Source organism: Zobellia barbeyronii, from assembly GCF_018603515.1.
GTDB classification, from domain to species: domain Bacteria; phylum Bacteroidota; class Bacteroidia; order Flavobacteriales; family Flavobacteriaceae; genus Zobellia; species Zobellia barbeyronii.
On sequence record NZ_JACATN010000003.1, the window covers coordinates 221,073 to 241,842 of the forward strand.

Sequence of the window (20,770 nt, forward strand, 5' to 3'; positions counted from 1 at the left end):
AAAATTACTAAAAATTGCCCTCGCTAAAACTGACGTAAGTCATGGTTTATAATATTCTTCTCTATTAACTTTATATAAGTATCTAAAATCACAGGGGCACTTCCGTAATGTAAATGGTTACGAGGATTGCTTAATTATAAAACAAGCAAGATGAAAAATATATTGGTCGCCACAGACTTTTCCAACAATGCATATTGTGCTCTTTTTTATGCCACGCAATTATTGAAGTCAACTAAATGCAACTTTTACCTTGTAAATGTTTACAATGACCTCACGCCTTTAATTGGAGCAAAATCAGAATTTTTAGTCGGTCAAAAGCTATTGAACGAATTAGCTGCTACTTCCAAAGAAAAAATTACGGCTCTTGAGCATAAAATAACTTTGGATAATGAAAACCCTTTACACAAATTTGAGACCATTTCTAAAAAAGGGAATCTAGTTAAAACCATACACCATATGCTCAATGCATTTGATATTGATTTGGTAGTTATGGGCAGCAAAGGCTATACAGGCGCTAAGGAGATTTTTCTTGGCAGTAATACCATTCAAGTAGCCAACACCATAACCCAATGTCCTGTTTTGACCATTCCCAAAGAATTAGATTTTGTAGCTCCAACGGACATTGCCTTTGTAACAGACTATAAAAAAGGGTGTACAAAAAAAACAACCGCGCCTCTTTTGTTCATTGCAGAACTCTTTAACGCCACAATTAAGGTCATGCATATTAATGAAGAAGAGGAGCTAAGTAAAGAGCAAGAATCTCATAGAGAAATGCTTGAACTATGTCTTAAAAATACCGAGCATAGTTCTCATTGGGTACAGGCTTTTGCAGACAAGGCCATGGTTATAGATGATTTTTTAAATAACCAGGGCGTAGATATGTTTGCTATGGTGCACTACAAACACAACTTCTTTGATCGCATTTTAAATGAGCCTGTGGTAAAAAATGTAAGCATGTACTCTAATATACCATTTCTAATATTGCCCTTTAAAGACTAACTAATAGCCTATTTGATTAGCTATTTAGCAATTACATTTAATACTCACTTAAGAAATAATATCATGTACAAAAGAATTTTAGTACCGACAGATTTCTCAAAAAACGCCCTTAATGCGGTGCGGTACGCACTTGATTTATACGCAAAGCTGAATTGTGAATTTTATTTTTTGAATGTTTTTAAGTTAGAAAATTACACTACCGATGCCCTAATTATACCCGAACCGGGTAGCCAGGAGTTTGAGATTGCAAAAGCCAAATCAGAAGAAAATTTCGTGAAGTTATTAGATATGCTCGCTTTACATCATGACAACCCAAAACATATCTACCACACCATACCTACTTTTACTTTTCTATCGGCAGCAATCAAAAAAACCATTTCAAATAAGGATATTAATTTGGTGGTTATGGGTACCAAAGGTGCATCTGGCGCCAAAGAGGTTATTTTTGGTAGTAACACGGTAAAGACTATGGAAATCGTATCCGAATGTCCCGTTTTGGCCATACCAGCAGATATCCGTTTTTCCCCTCCAAAAGAAATTGTTTTTCCAACAGATTTTAAGTCCGGTTTTAAACGAAAAGAATTGAATTACCTCATTGAGATTGCTAAAATGCATGGTTCCACCATTCGCATACTACACGTCTCAAAAAAACAAATACTAAAACCTGAACAGGAAGAAAACAAAATACTATTAGATAATATATTAGACGAAGTAGCCCATAGTTTTCATTCCCTAACTGAAAAAAACATAGCAGACAGCATTACCACTTTTGTAGAAAGCAGAGATAGCGATATGATTGCTTTTATTAACCAAAGACACTTTTTCTTCGAGAAAATATTTACTAAACCATTAATCAAAGAAATAGGATATGATGCTACTGTGCCTATTTTGGCCTTGCACTAAAGGAACCTAACAATGAACTAAATAGGAACTTGGGTAAAGGAGAAGAATACTTATAGAACCGCTATTTTTTTTTAATAACTAAAGGTGGACATCATTTCAAAAATCTTCTCGATATCTCCGTATTAATAGTTTTATAAAAAGCATTCATGGACGCACTGCTCAACTTTCTAAATGACCCATTAGCCGCAAAGGTTTTAAAACTTTTGTTGTGGATTATCTTTATTGTTTTCTCCATTGGCTTTCTAAGGAAGCTGCTTAAAAAACGTATTAGTGATGTAACCATTAGATACAAGGCTCAAAAGGGTGTTGAGTTGGTTGGCTATTTTTTGATTTTCCTTTTGATATTGATTTCTTTTACCGTGAAAAGTATAGCGGACTATACTATTATCATCGGTCTGTTTACTGCGGGAATTACCTTTACGTTGCAAGAGCTCATTTTAAGTATAACAGGTTCATTTTACATTTTTTTTGTCCGTGTTTACAAACCTGGCGATAGAATTGAGATTAATGGAATAAAAGGCGATGTCATTGATATTGATAGTATTTACACAACCCTAATGGAATTGGGTGAATGGGTAAGTAGCGATAACTATTCTGGGCGGATTGTAAAAATCAGTAATTCCTTTGTTTTTAAAGGTCCTATTAAAAACTATTCTATGGATTTCCCTTTTCTGTGGGACGAGCTAAATATTATGGTTACCTATGAATCCGATATCGCATTAGCGAAAAAAATCATACTGGATGACGCCACAGAACTGCTTTCTGAATACACCAAAAACTCACTGACCAAATGGAAAGAAATGGTAGCTCATTATTATATTGAAGACGCCACTCTAGAACCAACCATAGCACTAAAAATTACCGATAATTGGATTGAAATTAACCTAAGGTATATAACGGATTATAAGAGACGCCGCATTACAAAGAATCAACTTTTTGAGCGTATTCAACAATCTATAGTTGCCTCTAACGGTAAAGTAGTTTTAGCTTCTACTACGCTACAATTATTAAAAATACCCGACGTAAATGTTCAGGTAAAGAGCTCAGTTTAAAATAGATTTCATCCCCCTTTAATAACTCAACTTATGAAAAAGGAAATCGACATTATAAAATCATCCGGTGCAAGGGCCCATTTTTCAATGGATAAGCTCCGTAACTCCCTTAAACACACAGGAGCAAATCACGAGTTGGTTGAGCATATTGTTGATCAAGTGCGCGATGAACTTTATGAAGGTATTTCTACCAATGAAATTTACAATAGAGCCTTTGCCCTATTGAAAAAAAAGAAATCCGTTTTTGCTTCAAAATATAAACTTAAAAAGGCGATTTATGAGTTAGGACCAACGGGGTTTCCTTTTGAACGTTTTATTGGAGCCCTTTTGACTTATTCCGGTTATGAGACCAAAATAGGCATTGTTATGGACGGTATTTGTGTTACTCATGAAATTGATGTAGTAGCCGAAAAAAATGAAACCGTAACCATTATTGAATGTAAGTTTCATAGTGAAGAAGGTCGCAACTGCAATGTTAAAGTACCGCTCTATATACATTCTCGCTACAATGATGTAAAGGCGCATTGGAAGACCAAAACAACGGAGACCAAAACCCTGAACCCCGGTTGGGTAGTGACCAACACACGTTTTACTTCGGATGCCATAAAATATGGTAAGTGCGTTAATTTATACCTTTTAAGTTGGGATTACCCTTTAAACGATGGTATCAAAGACCGTATTGACAGGCTTGGTCTATACCCCATTACCGTTTCTACCATATTGACCAATCGTGAAAAACAATTCTTGTTAAGTAGAGATGTGGTTCTCTGCCGGGATCTATGGAAAGAAAAATTCTTGTTAGACCATTTGGGAATATCTAACACGCGTAAGGCAAAAATATTAAGCGAGGTTGAACAACTCTGTAATCTTTAAGCTATGAACAAAGTAAAAATTCACTTTTTGGGTGCCTCTGGCACAGTAACCGGATCAAAGTTTTACCTAGAAACACCAGAACTCAATGTAATGGTAGACTGTGGAATGTATCAGGGTTTAAAAGAATTACGGCAATTGAACTGGGAACCCTTACCTATTGATACCTCAAAAATTGATGTGGTGTTACTAACACATGGGCATTTAGATCATACAGGGTATCTTCCTAGATTGGTCATGCAAGGCTTTCATGGAAAGATAATAGGCACGCCCCCAACTTTGGCTATAACCGAAATCATACTTTTGGATAGCGCCAAGATTCATGAAGAAGAGGCCGAACGCGCCAATAAAGAGGGGTATAGCAAACACGATCCAGCAAAACCTTTTTATACGCTTCGCGAAGCGGAAAGGGCAATAGATCTATTTTCTTCGGAAGAAAAAGATGAATGGATATCTCTTTCCGAACATGTTCGTTTCAGGTTCAATTTTAACGGACATATTATAGGCGCCACTTTTATAGAACTGGAGATTTTTGGAAAGCTATTTGTTTTTTCAGGTGATGTTGGTAGAGAACATGATCCCTTATTGGCACCACCAGAACATCCAAAATGGGCAGATTATCTTTTTATTGAAAGTACATACGGCAACAAGTTACATCCAAAGGAAGATGTAGAACAAATCTTGGTTGACCTGGTTACTGAAACTATTAATCAAAGAGGAAACTTAATTATTCCATCCTTTGCCGTAGAGCGTTTACAGTCGCTCATGTACCTCCTATGGCAGTTATTTAAAAAGAACAGAATACCCAACATTCCTATTTTTATTGATAGTCCCATGGGTAATAATGTGTTATCTGTTTTTGAACAATTTCCCGAGTGGCACAAACTCTCAAGCAAAGAATATGCGGCCATGTGCAGACACTTCAATATCATAAGCTCATATGCAGATACCTGGAAAACAATTGACGATACTAGACCAAAAATAGTAATTGCCGGTAGCGGTATGGTTACTGGTGGAAGAGTACTCACCTATTTAAAACAGCTAATGGGCCGTTCTTCAACAACAATATTAATGGTAGGTCACCAAGCAGAAGGTACTAGGGGCAAACAACTTTTAGAAGGTGCTTATGAGTTGAAATTATTTGGAAAATATTATCCTGTGAAATCAAAAATATATCACTTAGAAAGTCTCTCTGGTCATGCAGACCAAAAGGAGCTATTACATTGGATGCAAGACATTAAGAACATACCCGAAGAAGTTTTTCTTGTTCATGGTGAACCCTCTTCTCTAGATGCTTTTAGAGTAAAGATTCACGATGTATATAATTGGAACGTACACATTCCTAAACTGAACGAAATCAAAGAAATTATTTTATAATTCAGTACCTGACCCAAGTCATTGTCTACCAGCCTAACCGGTCTTAACTTTAATCTATATAACGAGAGCTATGGTAACAAAAATGGAAACAGAAAAGTTAAATTGGACACGACAGAAAAACGAAGAGGAACTTTGTCGGGAAACTGAGCAATGGAAATCAAGTCTCAAATTTTCGGATAATGCTATTCTTTTTGTAGAACGTTTATTGAATTCGTATGTTTTTGAACCAGACACCCCTGACCTTTTTGAGTGGTTACAAAACCATAAGATTAGATTACATAGGGTAAGAGCGGCAAAAAAAGAAATTCAAGAAGAAATTCGTCAACACAAAAATATGTTGGCCGGAATCTTAGAATCCGCTGCAGATTCTTGCGATGCCAGTTTCCTTAAAAGACATGCCATATTACAGCAAAAAGTAAATGCATGTACTAAAGATTTTAAGGATTTAAAGGCAGATGTATTCAATTATGCAGGGGCAATACTAAGGAAGAAGCGTAAACCCTAAAGACCACCTTATCTTAAGCTCTTTAGGAAATGACTATTGTCATTTTAATTTGCCCTTATATATCTTATCTTGCGCCCAACTCTTATTGGGCGCAACTTCAAATAAGCACAATTAAGAATACGTTGATAGAAGAAAATAAGTTATGAAAAAACTCTCTGCACTACTCTTATTAGTTGTTTTAGGTTGTTCGTCAACAAGTTTGGTCGAAAATTGGAAAAACCCTGATATCGTCTTATTCGATGCGCAAAAAGTACTTATTGTAGGTATGACCCAAAACCAAGATGCTAGAGAAAGTTTTGAAGCCCGCCTACAAAAAGAGTTTACCAAGAGAAATGTGGAGGCCATGCAAAGCCTAGATGTTTTTGATGTATCCTTTACCGATAAAAGAAAAACAGAAAAAGAACTAGATGATGTAGAGGAAAGTCTATTAGATAAGGGCTTTGACGCTATTTTATTTACCAAAATTACCGGTTCTGAAAACAGGGAAAGTTTTTTAAGTGCTATTTCTAGATTAGATAACCACAAAGGACGCTTTAATGAGGACTATCTAGACAATCAAGATATTTATTACGATGATACTTACTACGATGATTTTAATGTCTACCATGCAGAAACTACGCTGTACTGTATTTGCGCTGGTAAAGATAGATCTATGATTTGGAGAGGTAGTATAGATATCTCAGACCCAAAAAATATAGAAAAATCCGTGGATGATTATATACAGCTTGTTGTTACCGCCATGGAAGAGCAAGACCTAATCTTTAGAAAAGAAAAATAGCTTTCTTTAAGTCAATGTTTCATCACTTTTGCAGAAATTACTTGTTAGGGTTCTACCCTACTACCGAGGTCTATTTTATTTCCCGATTGTATTTGCTAAATTTAGCTACTTGAACGGCAAACCTGTCGCTCTTAATTGGAAAATCCATGGAAGATCTACAGCTGAAAATTAATCCTGAAGTAGCATTAGTTTTTGATAAATATCCAGAGAGCGTTCGGAATCAAATGTTGGCCTTACGAAAATTGGTGATTGAAACGGCTAAAGAAATTGATGGTGTACATCAGTTAGAAGAAACCCTAAAATGGGGAGAACCCAGTTACCTGACTAAAATAGGCAGCACGCTCCGTATGGATTGGAAAGCCAAATCTCCCGACCAATATGCCCTCTATTTTAAATGTACCAGCAGATTGGTAGAAACTTTTAAAGTCGTTTTTAAAAACACTTTTGACTTTGAAGGAAAAAGAGCAATTGTTTTTAAGCTTGATAATGAAATCCCTACCGAAGAACTTACCTATTGCATAAAAGCTGCCCTAACGTATCATAAAGTAAAACACCTGCCTACATTGGGTATTTAAGAAGCTATGGCAAAGATGGAAACAGAAAGTTACTGCCCTGCAAACCCTAAAGAATGGCGGTCATGGTTGGAAGAAAACCATGTGCAAGAGGACTCAGTTTGGTTGATCATCCATAAAAAAAATACAACCAACACCAATTTATCTTGGAGCGAAGCTGTAGACCACGCACTTTGTTTTGGTTGGATAGACAGTACCAAAAGAACAATAGACTCGGAGAAATACAAACAGTATTTTTGCAAACGAAAAGCAGTAAGTAATTGGTCTAAAATCAACAAAGAGAAAGTAACGCATCTTATAGAAAAAGACCTAATGACCGATGCTGGCCACAAAAGTATTGCTATAGCAAAGACCAATGGTTCGTGGACTATATTGGATGCCGTTGAAGCCTTAGAAATCCCACCAGACCTAGCCGAGGAATTACAAAAAAGAAAAGGCGCTGAAGATTTTTTTACTGCATTAAGCAAATCCGGAAAAAAAATCCTGTTATATTGGGTGATTTCTGCCAAAAGAAAAGAAACTCGGCAAAAACGAATTTTGGAAATCGTAGAGAATGCCAGTAAAAACCTAAAACCAAAGCAGTTCAGGTAAAGGAAAAACAGCTACTTTTAAAATTCTAGTGGTTACCCCTACCAACAATATTCGCTATTATGAAAAAACTATTTTTTCTACTCTTACTCTTATTAAACTTTAATGCGCTAACCGCACAAGAAACTCTTCAAAAAAACAGGGTTATAATATTAACAGATATTGAAGCAGACCCAGACGACACACAATCATTGGTCCGTTTACTAGTATACTCAAATGAAATAGACATTAAGGGTATTGTTGCTACCACTTCCTGCTGGCTTAAGGACAGTGTGCACCCAGAATCTATAACTAGGATACTAGAAGCCTATGACAAAGTACAACCCAATCTAAAACAACATCATCCTGATTTTCCCGAAGCCGACGATTTATTAGCAGTAGTAAAAACAGGTTTACCCGTTTACGGAATGTTGGGTGTTGGTGAAGGAAAAGACTCTGAAGGCTCTGATTGGATTATTAAAACTCTTGAGGAAGATGATGATCGCCCGCTATGGATTTCGGTCTGGGGAGGCTCATCTACATTGGCACAAGCACTATTCACAATAAAAGCGACGAAAACGAGACAAGAACAAAAACGACTAATTTCCAAACTCCGCGTTTATGCTATTTCTGACCAAGATGATAGTAGTATCTGGATCAGGGATAATTTTCACGACCTCTTTTATATTGTGAGTCCCGGAGATGATTATGGTACCGCCACTTGGCAAGGAATCAACAGCGTTATACCAGATAATGACAATACAGAAATTAGTAACCCGTGGATTGTAGAGAATATTCAACAAGCACACGGACCTCTTGGTGCCGCCTATCCTGATGTTGCTTATGGAATGGAAGGTGATACGCCAGCATTCCTTTCTCTTATCCCTAATGGGTTAAACTTTGCTGAACACCCTAATTGGGGAGGCTGGGGTGGTAGATACGAATTTTACAAGCCTTATTTCTCTGGAAGAAAACAAGGGAATTCTGGTGTCCCGTTTGAGGTTGAAACTAGAGAAATATGGACAAACGCCGAAGACAGCTATACGCCTTACGTTGCAAGTGAGTATGGAAGAACAATAACTTCAGACACTTTAAATTTCACAAGCGATAAAGCATCCTTATGGCGTTGGCGAGACGATTTTCAAAATGATTTTGCCGCCCGAATGGATTGGTGTACGCTACCTTATGAAGAAGCCAATCACGCTCCAATTATTGTGCTAAATCATCCTGAGAACATTACTATAGAATCTGGTAAAAGCATCACTTTTGATGCCGCTAATTCTACTGATCCGGACGGAGATAACTTAAGTTATCTGTGGTATAATTATCCTGAAGCGGGTACGTACGAAGAACCTCTACATATTGAGGGCACAAAAAACCTGCATTTTGCCAAAATCAATACGCCTAGACTTAGGGAAGAGGTAACCGCTCATTATATTCTAAAAGTAACCGATAAGGGCGAACCTGCATTATCTAGCTACAAACGAATTATCGTTACGATTAAACCCCGAGTTTATTAGCGTGTCTATTTTTTAATCAAATGGTTGGGGAAATCTGAAACCCGTTCACAACAAATCTGCTCCATAACCTGTTGTAATTCGGTTTTAAGTAATGATATGGTGTGGTTTCCTCCGTTGTTACCAAGGGCGCTTACACCGTACATAAACGAGCGTCCCATAAAAGTGAATTTAGCACCACTAGCCAAAGCCCTGGCTACATCAGGGCCGGAACGTATACCGCTATCCATCATTACGGTTAACTGCTCTCCATACTTTTCTGCTATTCTACATAATGGTTTTATGGTAGATTCTCCCGCATCTAATTGCCTACCGCCATGATTGGAAACAATGACACCATCTATACCTAACCTCACCGCTTTTTCCGCATCAGCTTCATTGGCTACTCCTTTCAGAACCAACTTGCCTTTCCACATATCTCGAATCGGTTTAATTTTCTCCTCATTCAATCTTCCTGAAAAGGTCTGATCCATGAACTTACCCAATTGTTTTAAATCCAATCCTTTGGGCATGTAGGGTTTTAAAGTCTCAAAACTAGGTTGCCCGTGAATAAGCGTTTTCATTGCCCATTCCGGTTTACCCATAATCTGAAGTATATTTTTAACGGACATTTTAGGAGGCATTGCCAATCCGTTTCTAATATCCCGTGGTCTAAAACCAAAAGTAGGTACGTCACAAAGAATAACCAAAACTGGACATTCCGCAGCGGCAGCCCTTTTTATAATATCATCACGCAACGAATTTTCTGCTGGATGATACAATTGAAACCAAGCATTACCTTCCGTTATCTCAGAAATTCGTTCAATACTACTGGTGCTTACCGTACTTAATACAAAAGGGATATTATGCTCAAAAGCTGCTTTCGCTAAAATCTCAGGTGCATTAGGCCACATAAGACCTTGCAAACCAACCGGTGCTATACCAAAAGGAGCATCATACGTATGACCAAAAAGTTCCGTTTTCATGACGGATTCCGTGTGCTTACTTAGGTAATACGGTAAAAGTTCAACATCTCGTATTTCAGCTGTGTTCTTATGTAGGTTCACATCTTCGTTACATCCTCCATCCAAATACTCGAAAGCAAATTTTGGAATCTTTCGCATCGCCTTGTTTCGCAAATCAGCAATAGACGGATACCGAGGATCGAATCCTGTTTTAGATTTTTTTCCCATTGTAGTAAGTTATAGGTAAAATGGCACGCATTAAAAGGTGCCATTCAAATTTTATATCAAAAATAAATTCTATTCTAAATCGTATTTTTTATACGCTCTGTGACCGTAAAAGGCTACCACAAAAAAGCAAAGCATAGGAAGTATAAACGAAAAATTCACTTCTGGTACTCCTAGTATACGGACATCACTATATCCCGATCCGCCAATGTCTAATATTAAGCCTTGTAACATGGGCATAAAAGCACCACCTACAATGGCCATAACCAAAAATGCGGAAGCAGATTTGGCATCATCCCCCAATCCTGTTAATGCAATCCCGTAAATAGTTGGGAACATTAAAGACATACAGAAAGAAACCATAACCAAAGAATATAGGCCTCCTATGCCCTCCATAAAAATCGTACCCGCACAGAAGACAATTGCCAGTAAGGATAGGATCATCAGTAACCTTCCTGAATTGATGAACTTCATAAGATATGTACACAAAAACCTACTGACCAGAAATATTACTAAAGCTGCATAGGCATAGTTAACGGCATCTCTGTTGTTAATGCCAATGTTTTCTGCATACTGGTAAATGTACGTCCAGCACATAATCTGGGCACCTACATAGAACATTTGCGTAAGCATTCCGCCTACAAAACGTTCCTTTTTAAATATCCGCTTTATGGATTCTCGTAACCCAACTTGATTCTCCGTCTTGCCTTCTGGCATTTTTACCATGGCAATAACCACGAACATAAAAATAACGAACACACCCAATCCCACATATGGGTTCCGTATCACCATTAAATCTGAAGTCTTAACGGCTGCTTTTGCCGACTCAGATAAGGTTTCATAAATATAGGAACCGTCTGAAGCCACATCATCTGACTGCAATGCTCCCAGTATAAAAAATTGTGCAACAAACAGACCAGAAAGAGCTCCTAGCGGATTAAAAGCCTGGGCAAGGTTCAATCGTAAAGTTGCTGTTTCCTCTGCTCCCATGGCCAAGATATACGGGTTAGCCGTAGTTTCTAAGAAGGCAAGACCAAAGGTTAATACATACAAGGCCAAAAGGAAGAAGATATAGCTTTCCATAGCTGCTGCAGGATAGAACATAAGTGCTCCCACTGCGTACAGCGCCAGCCCAACTAAAATACCCACTTTGTAACTAAATTTCTTCACTACATAAGCTGCTGGTAATGCCATGGTAAAATAGCCGCCATAAAAGGCCGCCTGTACCCATGAAGCTTGCGTATTGTTAAGCTCCAAAATTCTCTTAAATGCTGCTACCATGGGATTGGTAATGTCATTCGCAAATCCCCAAAGCGCAAACAAAGAGGTAATTAATATAAATGGGAAAAGTAATTCTTTAGCTACTACTGGTATTTTTTGTTCGGTTTTCATATTTAATCTTCAACTGTTATTGCCCTATCTAAATGTGTATATCCTCCATCTACAAAAAGTAATTGTCCTGTAGTATGGCTAGATAGTTCTGACAATAGAAAAACAACCGTGTTGGCTATTTCTGCAGCTGTCGTCATACGGTTACCTAATGGAATTTTACCCGTGATGGATTTCATTTTTTTCTCAGGTTCCGAAAATGTACTGATCCACTTTTCATATAAAGGCGTGTAACATTCCGCTACTATTACGGCGTTCACCCTTATTTGGTAAGGTAAAAGTTCTACCGCCCATTCTCTTGTTAAAGCATTTCTACCTCCGTTGGAAGCTGCATAACCAGATGTTCCGCCTTGACCCGTAAAAGAAGTTTTAGAGCCAATATTTACAATGGCTCCTTTGCTCTTTTTAAGCTCAGGAAGGGCATACTGTGCCATAAGATAATAATGGACTAAACTTTTTTGAAGGGAAGCCATAAAGTCTTCGTAATTGCCATTTTCCAAACCAACACCATCATTTACGCCAGCATTGTTTACAAGACCATCAATTCTACCAAAGGTAGAGATGACGTTTTCTACGGCTGCTTTACATTGCTCAGGATCCGTTAACTCCGCAAAGGCGTAACCTACTTGGCCACCCGCTTTTTTAATCTCTTCTACCACCGCTATGATACTAGGTTTGTTTCTACCTATAATAAAAGGAATAGCTCCTTCTTTTAATAGAATCTGACTTATACCAAGGCCTATGCCTTTTGAACCACCAGTAACGATAATGACTTTATCCTTTAAGTTTAAATCCATATTTGCTTTTTGCTACTAATATGCTTTTGCCAGTTGTTTTGAACTTCCCAATCCTTCAATACCAAGCTCTACAACATCTCCTGCCTTTAAGTATTTTGGTGGATTAAAACCTAAACCAACACCAGAAGGCGTACCTGTAGAAATAATATCTCCTGGTAATAACGTCATAAACTGACTGATGTAACTTACCACTTCTTGTATATTGAAAATAAAATCTGAAGTATTGCTATCTTGAATTTTTTCTCCATTTAACTTCAACCATAAATTAAGGTTGTTTGGATCTTTAATTTCATCTGCAGTAGCGATAAACGGTCCTAAAGGAGCAAACGTATCACATCCTTTTCCTTTACACCATTGTCCTTCTTTCTCTATCTGAAAAGCACGTTCACTATAATCATTGTGCAAAACATAACCCGCAATATGGTCATATGCATCTTTCTCTTCTACATAAGAAGCTTTCTTACCAATAACCACGGCAAGCTCTACTTCCCAATCCGATTTTTCACTATTCTTAGGAATGATAACGTCATCATTAGGCCCTACAATAGCAGAAGTTGCTTTAAAAAAGAGTACTGGCTCTTTTGGAATAGCCATACCACTTTCTGCTGCATGTTTAGCATAGTTTAAGCCTACACATACAATTTTTGATGGGCGTACCAAAGGCGAACCTAAACGAACATCTTCCGAAACTACCGGACAGTTTCTTTCGTTTTTCTCCAACCAATCCTTCAATTTTGCGATGCCATCGCCTCCAAAAAAATCTTCGCTGTAATCTGATATAAACTCAGAGACATCCAACCGTGTACCATTATCTAATTGCACTCCGGGTTTTTCAGCCCCTATACTTCCAAATCTTATTAATTTCATCTCTATTTTATATTTTGATATGTGTCTGTTTTCTTTATAATTTAGATGCTACTATGAACCGTTTAAGGTAACAAATCCTCCATCTATTGGAAAATTAGTTCCCGTAATAAACGAAGCTTCTTCTGAGCAAAGGTATACCGCTAAATTTGCGACTTCTTCCGGTTTACCCATTCTGCCAATAGGTTGAGTTTTGGATAATTTTTCAAAAATTTCTTTTTCTCTACCTGGGTAATTCTTATTAATAAACCCATCAACAAAAGGCGTGTGCACTCTTCCTGGGGAAATACAATTACATCTAATGCCATCTTTTAAATAATCTTTGGCCACGGAATAGGTCATGGTCAATACGGCACCCTTTGTCATGGAATAGGCGAATCTATCATTTATTCCTACCGATGATGCAATGGAAGCCATGTTTATAATAACGCCACCAGTCTCTTTCAATGAGCCAATACTAGCATGCATGCAGTTATAAACCCCCTTGATATTTACATCATACAAGCGGTCTAAATCTTCTTCTTGACAAACTTCCAAATTGCCTATATGAGCAATACCGGCGTTATTGATTAGAATATCGATTGGATTTTTTGCCGTTATGGCTTCAAATGCAGCAGTAACTTCTTTCCGCACAGCTACATTGCAACTATAAGTGAAGGCAGTACCTCCCATGTTTTCAATAAGTGATGCAGTCTCTTTTGCATTTTCTTCGTTCATTTCTAGAATGTGAAGAATTGCACCTTGCTCGGCAAGCGCTATACAAATAGCTTTGCCTATACCACTGCCACCACCAGTAACCACAGCTGATTTATTCTTTAAACTAAATTTCATAGGTGTTTTATAATGTTGTGCTTAATTCTTTTTCCCAATAACTCCCGTTTGGAAAACTGTATTCTGCTAACGATTCGGGTTTCATTGTTATACTATACCCAGCCATACTTGGTGGCATATACGCGCCATTTTTAATGACCACAGGGTCAAAGAAATGTTCGTGCAAATGGTCTACGTATTCAATAATACGATTTTCTAAAGAACCACTTATAGCAATATAGTCGATCATTGATAAATGCTGTACATATTCACAAAGTCCAACGCCACCTGCATGCGGACAAACAGGTATATTAAATTTTGCAGCCATGAATAAAATGGCCAATATTTCATTGACACCTCCTACCCTACAACTATCAATCTGACATATTTCTATAGCATTGGCTTGCATTAATTGCTTGAACATTACCCTGTTCTGACAATGCTCTCCTGTTGCTACTTTAATAGGTGCTACCGCTTTTGCTATCTTGGCATGTCCTAAAATATCATCCGGACTTGTGGGTTCTTCGATCCAATACGGATTGAATTTTTTCAATTCGGCCATATTCTCAATAGCTTCATCCACATCCCATTTCTGATTGGCATCCATCATCAATCGAAGGTCTTCACCAATTTCTTCGCGAATAATTGCAGCACGGCGCATATCATCTTGCAAATCCGAACCTACCTTAATTTTCATATGGTCAAAACCAGCTTCTTTTGCTTCTCTACATAGCCTACGCATCTTATCATCTGAATACCCCAACCAACCGGCCGAAGTAGTATAGGCAGGATAACCGTCTTGCTTTAATTTAGCTATACGTTCTTGTTTTGAACCTTCTTTTTCCTTTAGCATGGCCAATGCTTCTTGCGGAGTGATAGCATCGGTTATATAGGTGAAATCAACACAACGAACCAACTCTTCTGGAGTCATATCGGCCAGCAACTTCCATAGTGGTTTCCCTTCGGCTTTGGCGTATAAATCCCAGACGGCATTTACCATAGCACCAGTAGCTAAATGAATAACTCCTTTTTCAGGACCTAACCATCTTAGCTGGCTATCACCAGTAATCATTTTCCAGAAAGCACCCATATCTGCGGTAAAGCTTTCCAATGTTTTCCCAACCACTAATGGAGCTAAGGATTGGATTGCGGCGGCACATAATTCATTGCCCCGACCAATGGTAAAAGTTAATCCATGACCTTCTAGTCCGTTGTCGGAATCGGTCTTTAATATTACATACGCCGCAGAATAATCCGGGTCTGGATTCATTGCATCCGAACCATCTAAGGACTTACTCGTTGGAAAACGGACATCTTTAATTTCGACACCCGTAATTGTTATTTTTTTTGACATAAATTCTTTATTAACAGTACAAACTTAAAACTTCAACTTTTTCAAAACCACCAGATATTGTACCCAAAGTGATACTTTTTTTGCTTATTAGAGTGTTTTATCTCCAATTAAGATATCAAATAATCAAAAAAATACATTTCGCAAACTTTCATAAAAGCTTTAAAATCATTCGTTTCTTTCCTCTGGCTCATTATTTCTTTAAACCTTAACTACCTAACTATTTCTCTAAGTTCTTTTAATAACTTCAATGATTCACCTGACACAGATCCATCTTCATACATTTCTAAATTAATAGAAAGAGGGTATCTATTATGTTGCGCATTCTTCACATATTTACTCAACTCTTCTACCGAGTATTTAGACTTTTTTATTGGCGTATTAAAGTCGATATGTCCCCATCTTTCTTCTAAAGGAAAACACGTATGCGCCATGAGGCCTTTATGTTTTCCATCAACAAACTTACCTTCATCTAAATTTTCAAACCGCTGTAACCCTTCTCCTGAATAGAAATCTTGATACTCGGTTACTCTTGGTAAAATCCAAGAATTATAGGTCAATACTCTTTGTTCATTCCCCCTTCTAGCAGCTTCGCTCATTTCTTTAAATGACGCACTCAATACTCCTTCTTGTGTGCCATCAAAACGGGAATCATAGTAGCGCTGTCCGCCATCAAAAAACCACCCGTTTAATTTGTCTCCATATCTATTACCGACCTCAGCAATAATCTCATTTACATTCTTATACAATCTGGTTTTATCTGCTTCATAACCTCCTGCCACATTTAACCATGCAGGATCTTTAGAATGATAACAATCGTAACCGTAGTGGTAATAAAAAATTAACTTAATGCCTTTTGCGTGGAGTTGATCGGCCATTTCCCCTAGCAAATCTCGCTTCGTAGTACGGCCTTCAATCAGTTTATCCAATGATGTTATAGGAGCTGAAATATATTGCTGTCCCCAAGTTATAGACCAGATAACATACGCCGCTCCAGTTTCCTCAACCATATTGGCAAATTGTTGAACATCAAAATCGTTTATTTTTTGCTCCCAATCTTTAATTTTCATTCCTTCCTTAGGAGTTGCCCTATTCGTCCATTGAAACATAAGTCCATATCCGGCATCCTTAAACCAATCCAGGTCTTGCCGTACAGATAAGGCTTCATCTATTATCTGTTCTTCAATGGTTGGTCTTGTCAGCTCTAATGCTGAAACTTTAATAATTTCATCTGACTGAATTTTTAACTCAATTTTATTGCTTCCTTTTTTAAGCTGAATATTGCCTAAATTCAGTCTACTCCAATCTTCTGATTGTACTTTTACATTTCTTTTTTCACCGTTACATAGTAGTTCTATGTTGGTATTTTTACCTAATATTTCTGCAGTAACCGTGTAATTTCCAGATGAAGGCACATTTACTTCCCAAGACAAAGAATGTTTACCAAAAGCAGTAGATTCCACCCATAAAAACATAAAATTTAGCACCTTAGATTCTATGTTTTCACTTTTTAATGCGCTCCCCGCGGAAAGCACATTAATAGTTTCTAAATCTATAGATATAGGAGAAAGCCCACTATTCGTAATTTCATCTTCTGTTTCTGCATAAGGGTCTGGACTGTCCTGTGCAACCAAAGCTAAATTTGCTAAAAGAAGAAAAAACAAGCACCATATTTTTTTGATACTCCTAGAGCCAAGTTTGCACTTGTAGTACCTGATTTTATTCATTTTAGTTACGTTATATTTCTTTAAAAGCCCTTAGATTTTAGAAATTCTAAGGGCTTTACTTTTGATATTAGAATTGAAGTACTAGAAAATATTTCAATTAATTACAACTTTTCTATATACACATAATACGCAGGGTGTATTCTTTTGTCTTTATCTATCAGTTGAGCTTCCATATTATATTTTCCTGCAGAAATATTAGCCGTAAACGACACTTCTTTTTGGTCTTTCTCAATTTTTGCCGTCCCTTCTAAGTCAGCCACAAAGATATAAGCACTCTCAAAATCGGATTTTGTACTGGCTGGCATGGCACGATCTAGTTCTATTGTTTTTTTCTCCGCAGAAAAAGTTTCGTTTATACCAAGTCCACTTTCACGTGGAAAACGGCGTAGACTTATTTTATACTCACCATCTTCAACAAATTGAATTTTCCAGTTCCCTGTAGCTTGCACCGCATTCGCAGCTCCATACTGGTGCCACATTGTGGTAAACTTACCTGTTAACATGTCATGTGCGGAAATACGACTGGGGTTCTCTTGTGGCGTACCCACTTTAATATAAGCGTATCGTTCATTAACACCTTCGTCCATTATCGATTGCCACCAATTCTCATAACCCATGGCTAATTTTTCAGCAACCTCAGGATGCTGATCAAAAACATTGATAGTCTGGCTGCGGTCTTGGTTCATATCGTATAGCTCAGTACCATTTACAAGGCGCCAGTTGTCATCCATAACAGCATACTTTCTGTATTTCACCAAATTTTGCAGACGCTGCGTATCCATATACAATGTTCTGTTAGGCCAATCTTTGGCAGTATCATATAGTAAAGGTTTTAAACTAGTCCCATCTAATGGCTTAACCGGATTATAGTCAAAACCCAACAGGTCTACAAAAGTTGGTAACAAATCGTAATGTGCTACTAATTTATCAATATCCTTACCACCGGTAAGCTCACCGTTGGGCCATCTAATCATGAAAGGTACGCGATGCCCACCTTCATATTCACTACCCTTACCACCTTTAAGACCCGCATCATAAACTTCGTTTCCGCCTGCTGTACCATTATCTGTTGTAAAAATAAGAATGGTATTATCGGCAATATCAAGTTCATCAAGCTTATCCTCTAACAGTTTAAAGTTATCATCTATATTAGTAATCATTCCATAAAACCGTTTGAACTGGTCAGGAACACCATCAACTTCTTTATACATATCCAAATACTCTTTTGGGACATTTAATGGGCCATGTGGAGCATTAGTAGCTATATAACAGAAAAAAGGACTGTCTTTATTCGTCTCTATGAAATCCAAGGCTTCTGAAAAGAACACATCGGTGCAGTATCCTTCGTATTTTTCAGTTTTACCATTGTGCCAATAGGTATCATCAAAATAATCATTGTTCCAATAATCAGGGCCTTGAGTTATACCACCACCTCCATGGCGAACAACTTCGTGAAAACCTCTGTCTTCCGGACGGTACGGATAATTATCTCCCAAGTGCCATTTACCGAACATACCATTGGTATACCCATTTTGAGCAAAAATCTGAGGAAGGATTACCTCATCTTCAAAAAGTAAAGAACGTCCTGCAATCGTATGAAATACATTTAACCGGTTCGTATGCCGACCGGTCATTATTGCCCCTCTACTCGGGGCGCAAGTGGTAGACACGTGATAATTACTCAACCGAACTGCATCCGTATAAAACTTATCGATATTCGGCGTTTTTACGTACGGGTTTCCGTAGCATCCCAAGTCACCCATACCTTGGTCATCCGTGATTACGACAATTACATTCGGTTTTTCCTTGGATTTACTTTGTGCCTGCATAACTGCGGATGACGTACAAGCCAAAATCATGAAAACCGAAAGGCTCTTCGCTACAAAGCCTTGCTTATTTTGGTTGCCGAGCTTTCTATTACTTTTAAATAAATTATGTTTCATTTTTATTCCCAGAGTTTAGTATTGTTTGTATTGAAAATATGACGATTTTTAAAAAGCTATCGCGTCATTAATATCCTGCATTCTGAACAAGATTCTCATTGTTCCGAAGCTCATCTGTAGGTATAGGAAACAATAGTTCACGCTCCGTTAATGTTGGGCCGTAAGCAAATGAATGACCTACAAAATCTTCAAAAGTTCCCGTGGTAACATTAAATCCTTTTTTAAGCCTAACCATATCAAACCAAGTGACATTCTCATAACTAAGCTCGTGCCATTTTTCCTTCCAAATAGCTTCACGAAACTGGTCTTTGCTTAGCCCGGCCAAATCAGGAAGCTCTGCTCTAGTTCTAATTTCGTTTACAGCGTCGTATGCTGCTGCTGTAGGGCCTGACAACTCATTTGACGCCTCAGCATAAATTAGTAAGACTTCCGCGTAGCGTATCAAATCCCAATTTAAATCACTGCTTGCCGTATCAAGATTAGCAACGATATCAAAATGTTTATAGAGGAAGTATCCACCTAGAACAATGGTCTCATCCCTATCAAATTTTGAGGTATAGGTAGTATAGTAAAATTCCTTTTCAGCTACCCTTTTATCTCCTTCTTCATATGAGTTTATAAAATTCTCATTGGCATAAATAGCACCTGTCTGTTCTGAATAAGCAGAAATATTCATGTTATAAGGAATCACTAAAGGTTGCCAATCAGAAGGGTCTACAAAAGCTTCATATTGAACCATAAAAATGTTCTCGCCAGCATTATTTTGTTCAGGGTCGTGTAAATCTGCATACGTTGGGAACAAACTATATTCCGCCGAGTCTATAACTTCTTTGGCTTTGTCCGCTGCTTTTTGATAGTACTCGCTACCCAATTGTAGAGGGTTACCAGCCATAGTCAAATACACGCTAGATAGCAATGATTTGACAGCTCCCAAGGTTACTTTTCCCGTACCATCATTAAACGGAAGACCTGATGCCTCTGCATTAGTCAAATCTTCTACGATTACCGTATAAATATTCTCTACCGTTTCTTGGGACGAATACAAGTTTTCCGAACTCAAATCAATAGGGTCAGTAATTAAAGGAACACTACCAAAAATCCTAACAAGGTTATAATAGTAATAAGCTCTTAAAAAGCGAGCTTCTCCCAATAGTTGATTTTTTTGGCCTTCATCCATAGTAATATCAGGAATATTTGCAATAGCTAAGTTGGCATTGGCGATACCTTTATAGCTACTATCCCAGTATTCCTTGCCATATGCATTATCTGACGTATTGGTCAAGTTTCGAATGATATTGCTATTATCCGCCTGACCTAAATCACTATCTGCTAAACCTGTAGCAAATTCCAACATTAGCCAAGGGCTACCGCCATATGACCCTCCGCGTACTTCCCTTAAATTGGAATAGATAGAATATACAGCAGATTCTGCATGCTCCGCAGTTTTAAAATAACTGTCTGCGGTAATATTAGATGGATCGGTTTCTTCAAGAAAATCAGAACAGCCCACTCCTATGATTAGCAAGAATCCCATCAAGACTACTTGAATTCTGGTTTTAATTATATTTTTCATGTTTGTC

General features: G+C 37.7%; 19 protein-coding genes. 10 read left to right on the forward strand and 9 right to left on the reverse strand.

Going from position 1 to position 20,770, the window contains the following annotated elements:
• Nucleotides 1-150 precede the first annotated feature (150 nt).
• The 10 genes from HW347_RS09490 (at nt 151) to HW347_RS09535 (ending at nt 9,143) form a co-directional block, all read left to right on the forward strand.
• Nucleotides 151-999 (forward strand): universal stress protein, encoded by an 849-nt coding sequence (locus HW347_RS09490; RefSeq protein ID WP_214611661.1) that lies wholly within the window; start codon nt 151-153, stop codon nt 997-999.
• A gap of 63 nt (nt 1,000-1,062) precedes the next feature.
• Nucleotides 1,063-1,902 carry a universal stress protein gene (locus HW347_RS09495; RefSeq protein WP_214611662.1) on the forward strand — a complete coding sequence of 280 codons (840 nt, stop codon included), beginning with the start codon at nt 1,063-1,065 and terminating at the stop codon, nt 1,900-1,902.
• Nucleotides 1,903-2,048: 146 nt separating this feature from the next.
• On the forward strand, nt 2,049-2,954 hold the full coding sequence (locus HW347_RS09500; protein ID WP_214611663.1) for a mechanosensitive ion channel family protein: 906 nt from the start codon (nt 2,049-2,051) through the stop codon (nt 2,952-2,954).
• 33 nt (nt 2,955-2,987) lie between these two features.
• Entirely contained in the window at nt 2,988-3,827 is an 840-nt protein-coding gene (locus HW347_RS09505; protein ID WP_214611664.1) for an ATP cone domain-containing protein, read from the forward strand.
• Between the two features lie 3 nt (nt 3,828-3,830).
• Nucleotides 3,831-5,201 (forward strand): MBL fold metallo-hydrolase RNA specificity domain-containing protein, encoded by a 1,371-nt coding sequence (locus HW347_RS09510; RefSeq protein ID WP_214611665.1) that lies wholly within the window; start codon nt 3,831-3,833, stop codon nt 5,199-5,201.
• Between the two features lie 82 nt (nt 5,202-5,283).
• Nucleotides 5,284-5,706, forward strand: a complete 423-nt coding sequence (locus HW347_RS09515; RefSeq protein WP_214611666.1) for a hypothetical protein — start codon at nt 5,284-5,286, stop codon at nt 5,704-5,706.
• A 142-nt stretch (nt 5,707-5,848) separates the two neighbouring features.
• On the forward strand, nt 5,849-6,484 hold the full coding sequence (locus HW347_RS09520; protein WP_155597099.1) for a hypothetical protein: 636 nt from the start codon (nt 5,849-5,851) through the stop codon (nt 6,482-6,484).
• A 146-nt stretch (nt 6,485-6,630) separates the two neighbouring features.
• Nucleotides 6,631-7,059 carry a DUF1801 domain-containing protein gene (locus HW347_RS09525; protein ID WP_214611667.1) on the forward strand — a complete coding sequence of 143 codons (429 nt, stop codon included), beginning with the start codon at nt 6,631-6,633 and terminating at the stop codon, nt 7,057-7,059.
• A gap of 15 nt (nt 7,060-7,074) precedes the next feature.
• Complete coding sequence (locus HW347_RS09530) at nt 7,075-7,647, forward strand: YdeI/OmpD-associated family protein (protein WP_317195316.1); 573 nt, start codon at nt 7,075-7,077, stop codon at nt 7,645-7,647.
• Between the two features lie 59 nt (nt 7,648-7,706).
• A complete protein-coding gene (locus tag HW347_RS09535; RefSeq protein WP_214611669.1) occupies nt 7,707-9,143 on the forward strand; it encodes a nucleoside hydrolase-like domain-containing protein in 1,437 nt (478 codons plus the stop codon).
• A 5-nt stretch (nt 9,144-9,148) separates the two neighbouring features.
• Here HW347_RS09535 and HW347_RS09540 read toward each other — a convergent pair whose 3' ends face one another.
• The 9 genes from HW347_RS09540 to HW347_RS09580 form a co-directional block, all read right to left on the reverse strand.
• A complete protein-coding gene (locus HW347_RS09540; protein WP_214611670.1) occupies nt 9,149-10,312 on the reverse strand; it encodes an alpha-hydroxy acid oxidase in 1,164 nt (387 codons plus the stop codon).
• Between the two features lie 69 nt (nt 10,313-10,381).
• Complete coding sequence (fucP, locus tag HW347_RS09545; protein WP_214611671.1) at nt 10,382-11,701, reverse strand: L-fucose:H+ symporter permease; 1,320 nt, start codon at nt 11,699-11,701, stop codon at nt 10,382-10,384.
• Nucleotides 11,702-11,703: 2 nt separating this feature from the next.
• On the reverse strand, nt 11,704-12,495 hold the full coding sequence (locus HW347_RS09550) for an SDR family oxidoreductase (RefSeq protein ID WP_214611672.1): 792 nt from the start codon (nt 12,493-12,495) through the stop codon (nt 11,704-11,706).
• Nucleotides 12,496-12,510: 15 nt separating this feature from the next.
• On the reverse strand, nt 12,511-13,362 hold the full coding sequence (locus HW347_RS09555; protein WP_214611673.1) for a fumarylacetoacetate hydrolase family protein: 852 nt from the start codon (nt 13,360-13,362) through the stop codon (nt 12,511-12,513).
• Between the two features lie 51 nt (nt 13,363-13,413).
• Nucleotides 13,414-14,190 (reverse strand): SDR family NAD(P)-dependent oxidoreductase, encoded by a 777-nt coding sequence (locus HW347_RS09560; protein WP_214611674.1) that lies wholly within the window; start codon nt 14,188-14,190, stop codon nt 13,414-13,416.
• A 7-nt stretch (nt 14,191-14,197) separates the two neighbouring features.
• Entirely contained in the window at nt 14,198-15,523 is a 1,326-nt protein-coding gene (locus HW347_RS09565) for an L-fuconate dehydratase (RefSeq protein ID WP_214611675.1), read from the reverse strand.
• A gap of 209 nt (nt 15,524-15,732) precedes the next feature.
• Nucleotides 15,733-17,184, reverse strand: a complete 1,452-nt coding sequence (locus tag HW347_RS09570) for an alpha-L-fucosidase (RefSeq protein WP_214611676.1) — start codon at nt 17,182-17,184, stop codon at nt 15,733-15,735.
• 164 nt (nt 17,185-17,348) lie between these two features.
• Nucleotides 17,349-19,190, reverse strand: a complete 1,842-nt coding sequence (locus tag HW347_RS09575) for an arylsulfatase (protein WP_214611677.1) — start codon at nt 19,188-19,190, stop codon at nt 17,349-17,351.
• 67 nt (nt 19,191-19,257) lie between these two features.
• Nucleotides 19,258-20,763 (reverse strand): RagB/SusD family nutrient uptake outer membrane protein, encoded by a 1,506-nt coding sequence (locus HW347_RS09580; protein WP_214611678.1) that lies wholly within the window; start codon nt 20,761-20,763, stop codon nt 19,258-19,260.
• Between the last annotated feature and the right edge of the window lie 7 nt (nt 20,764-20,770).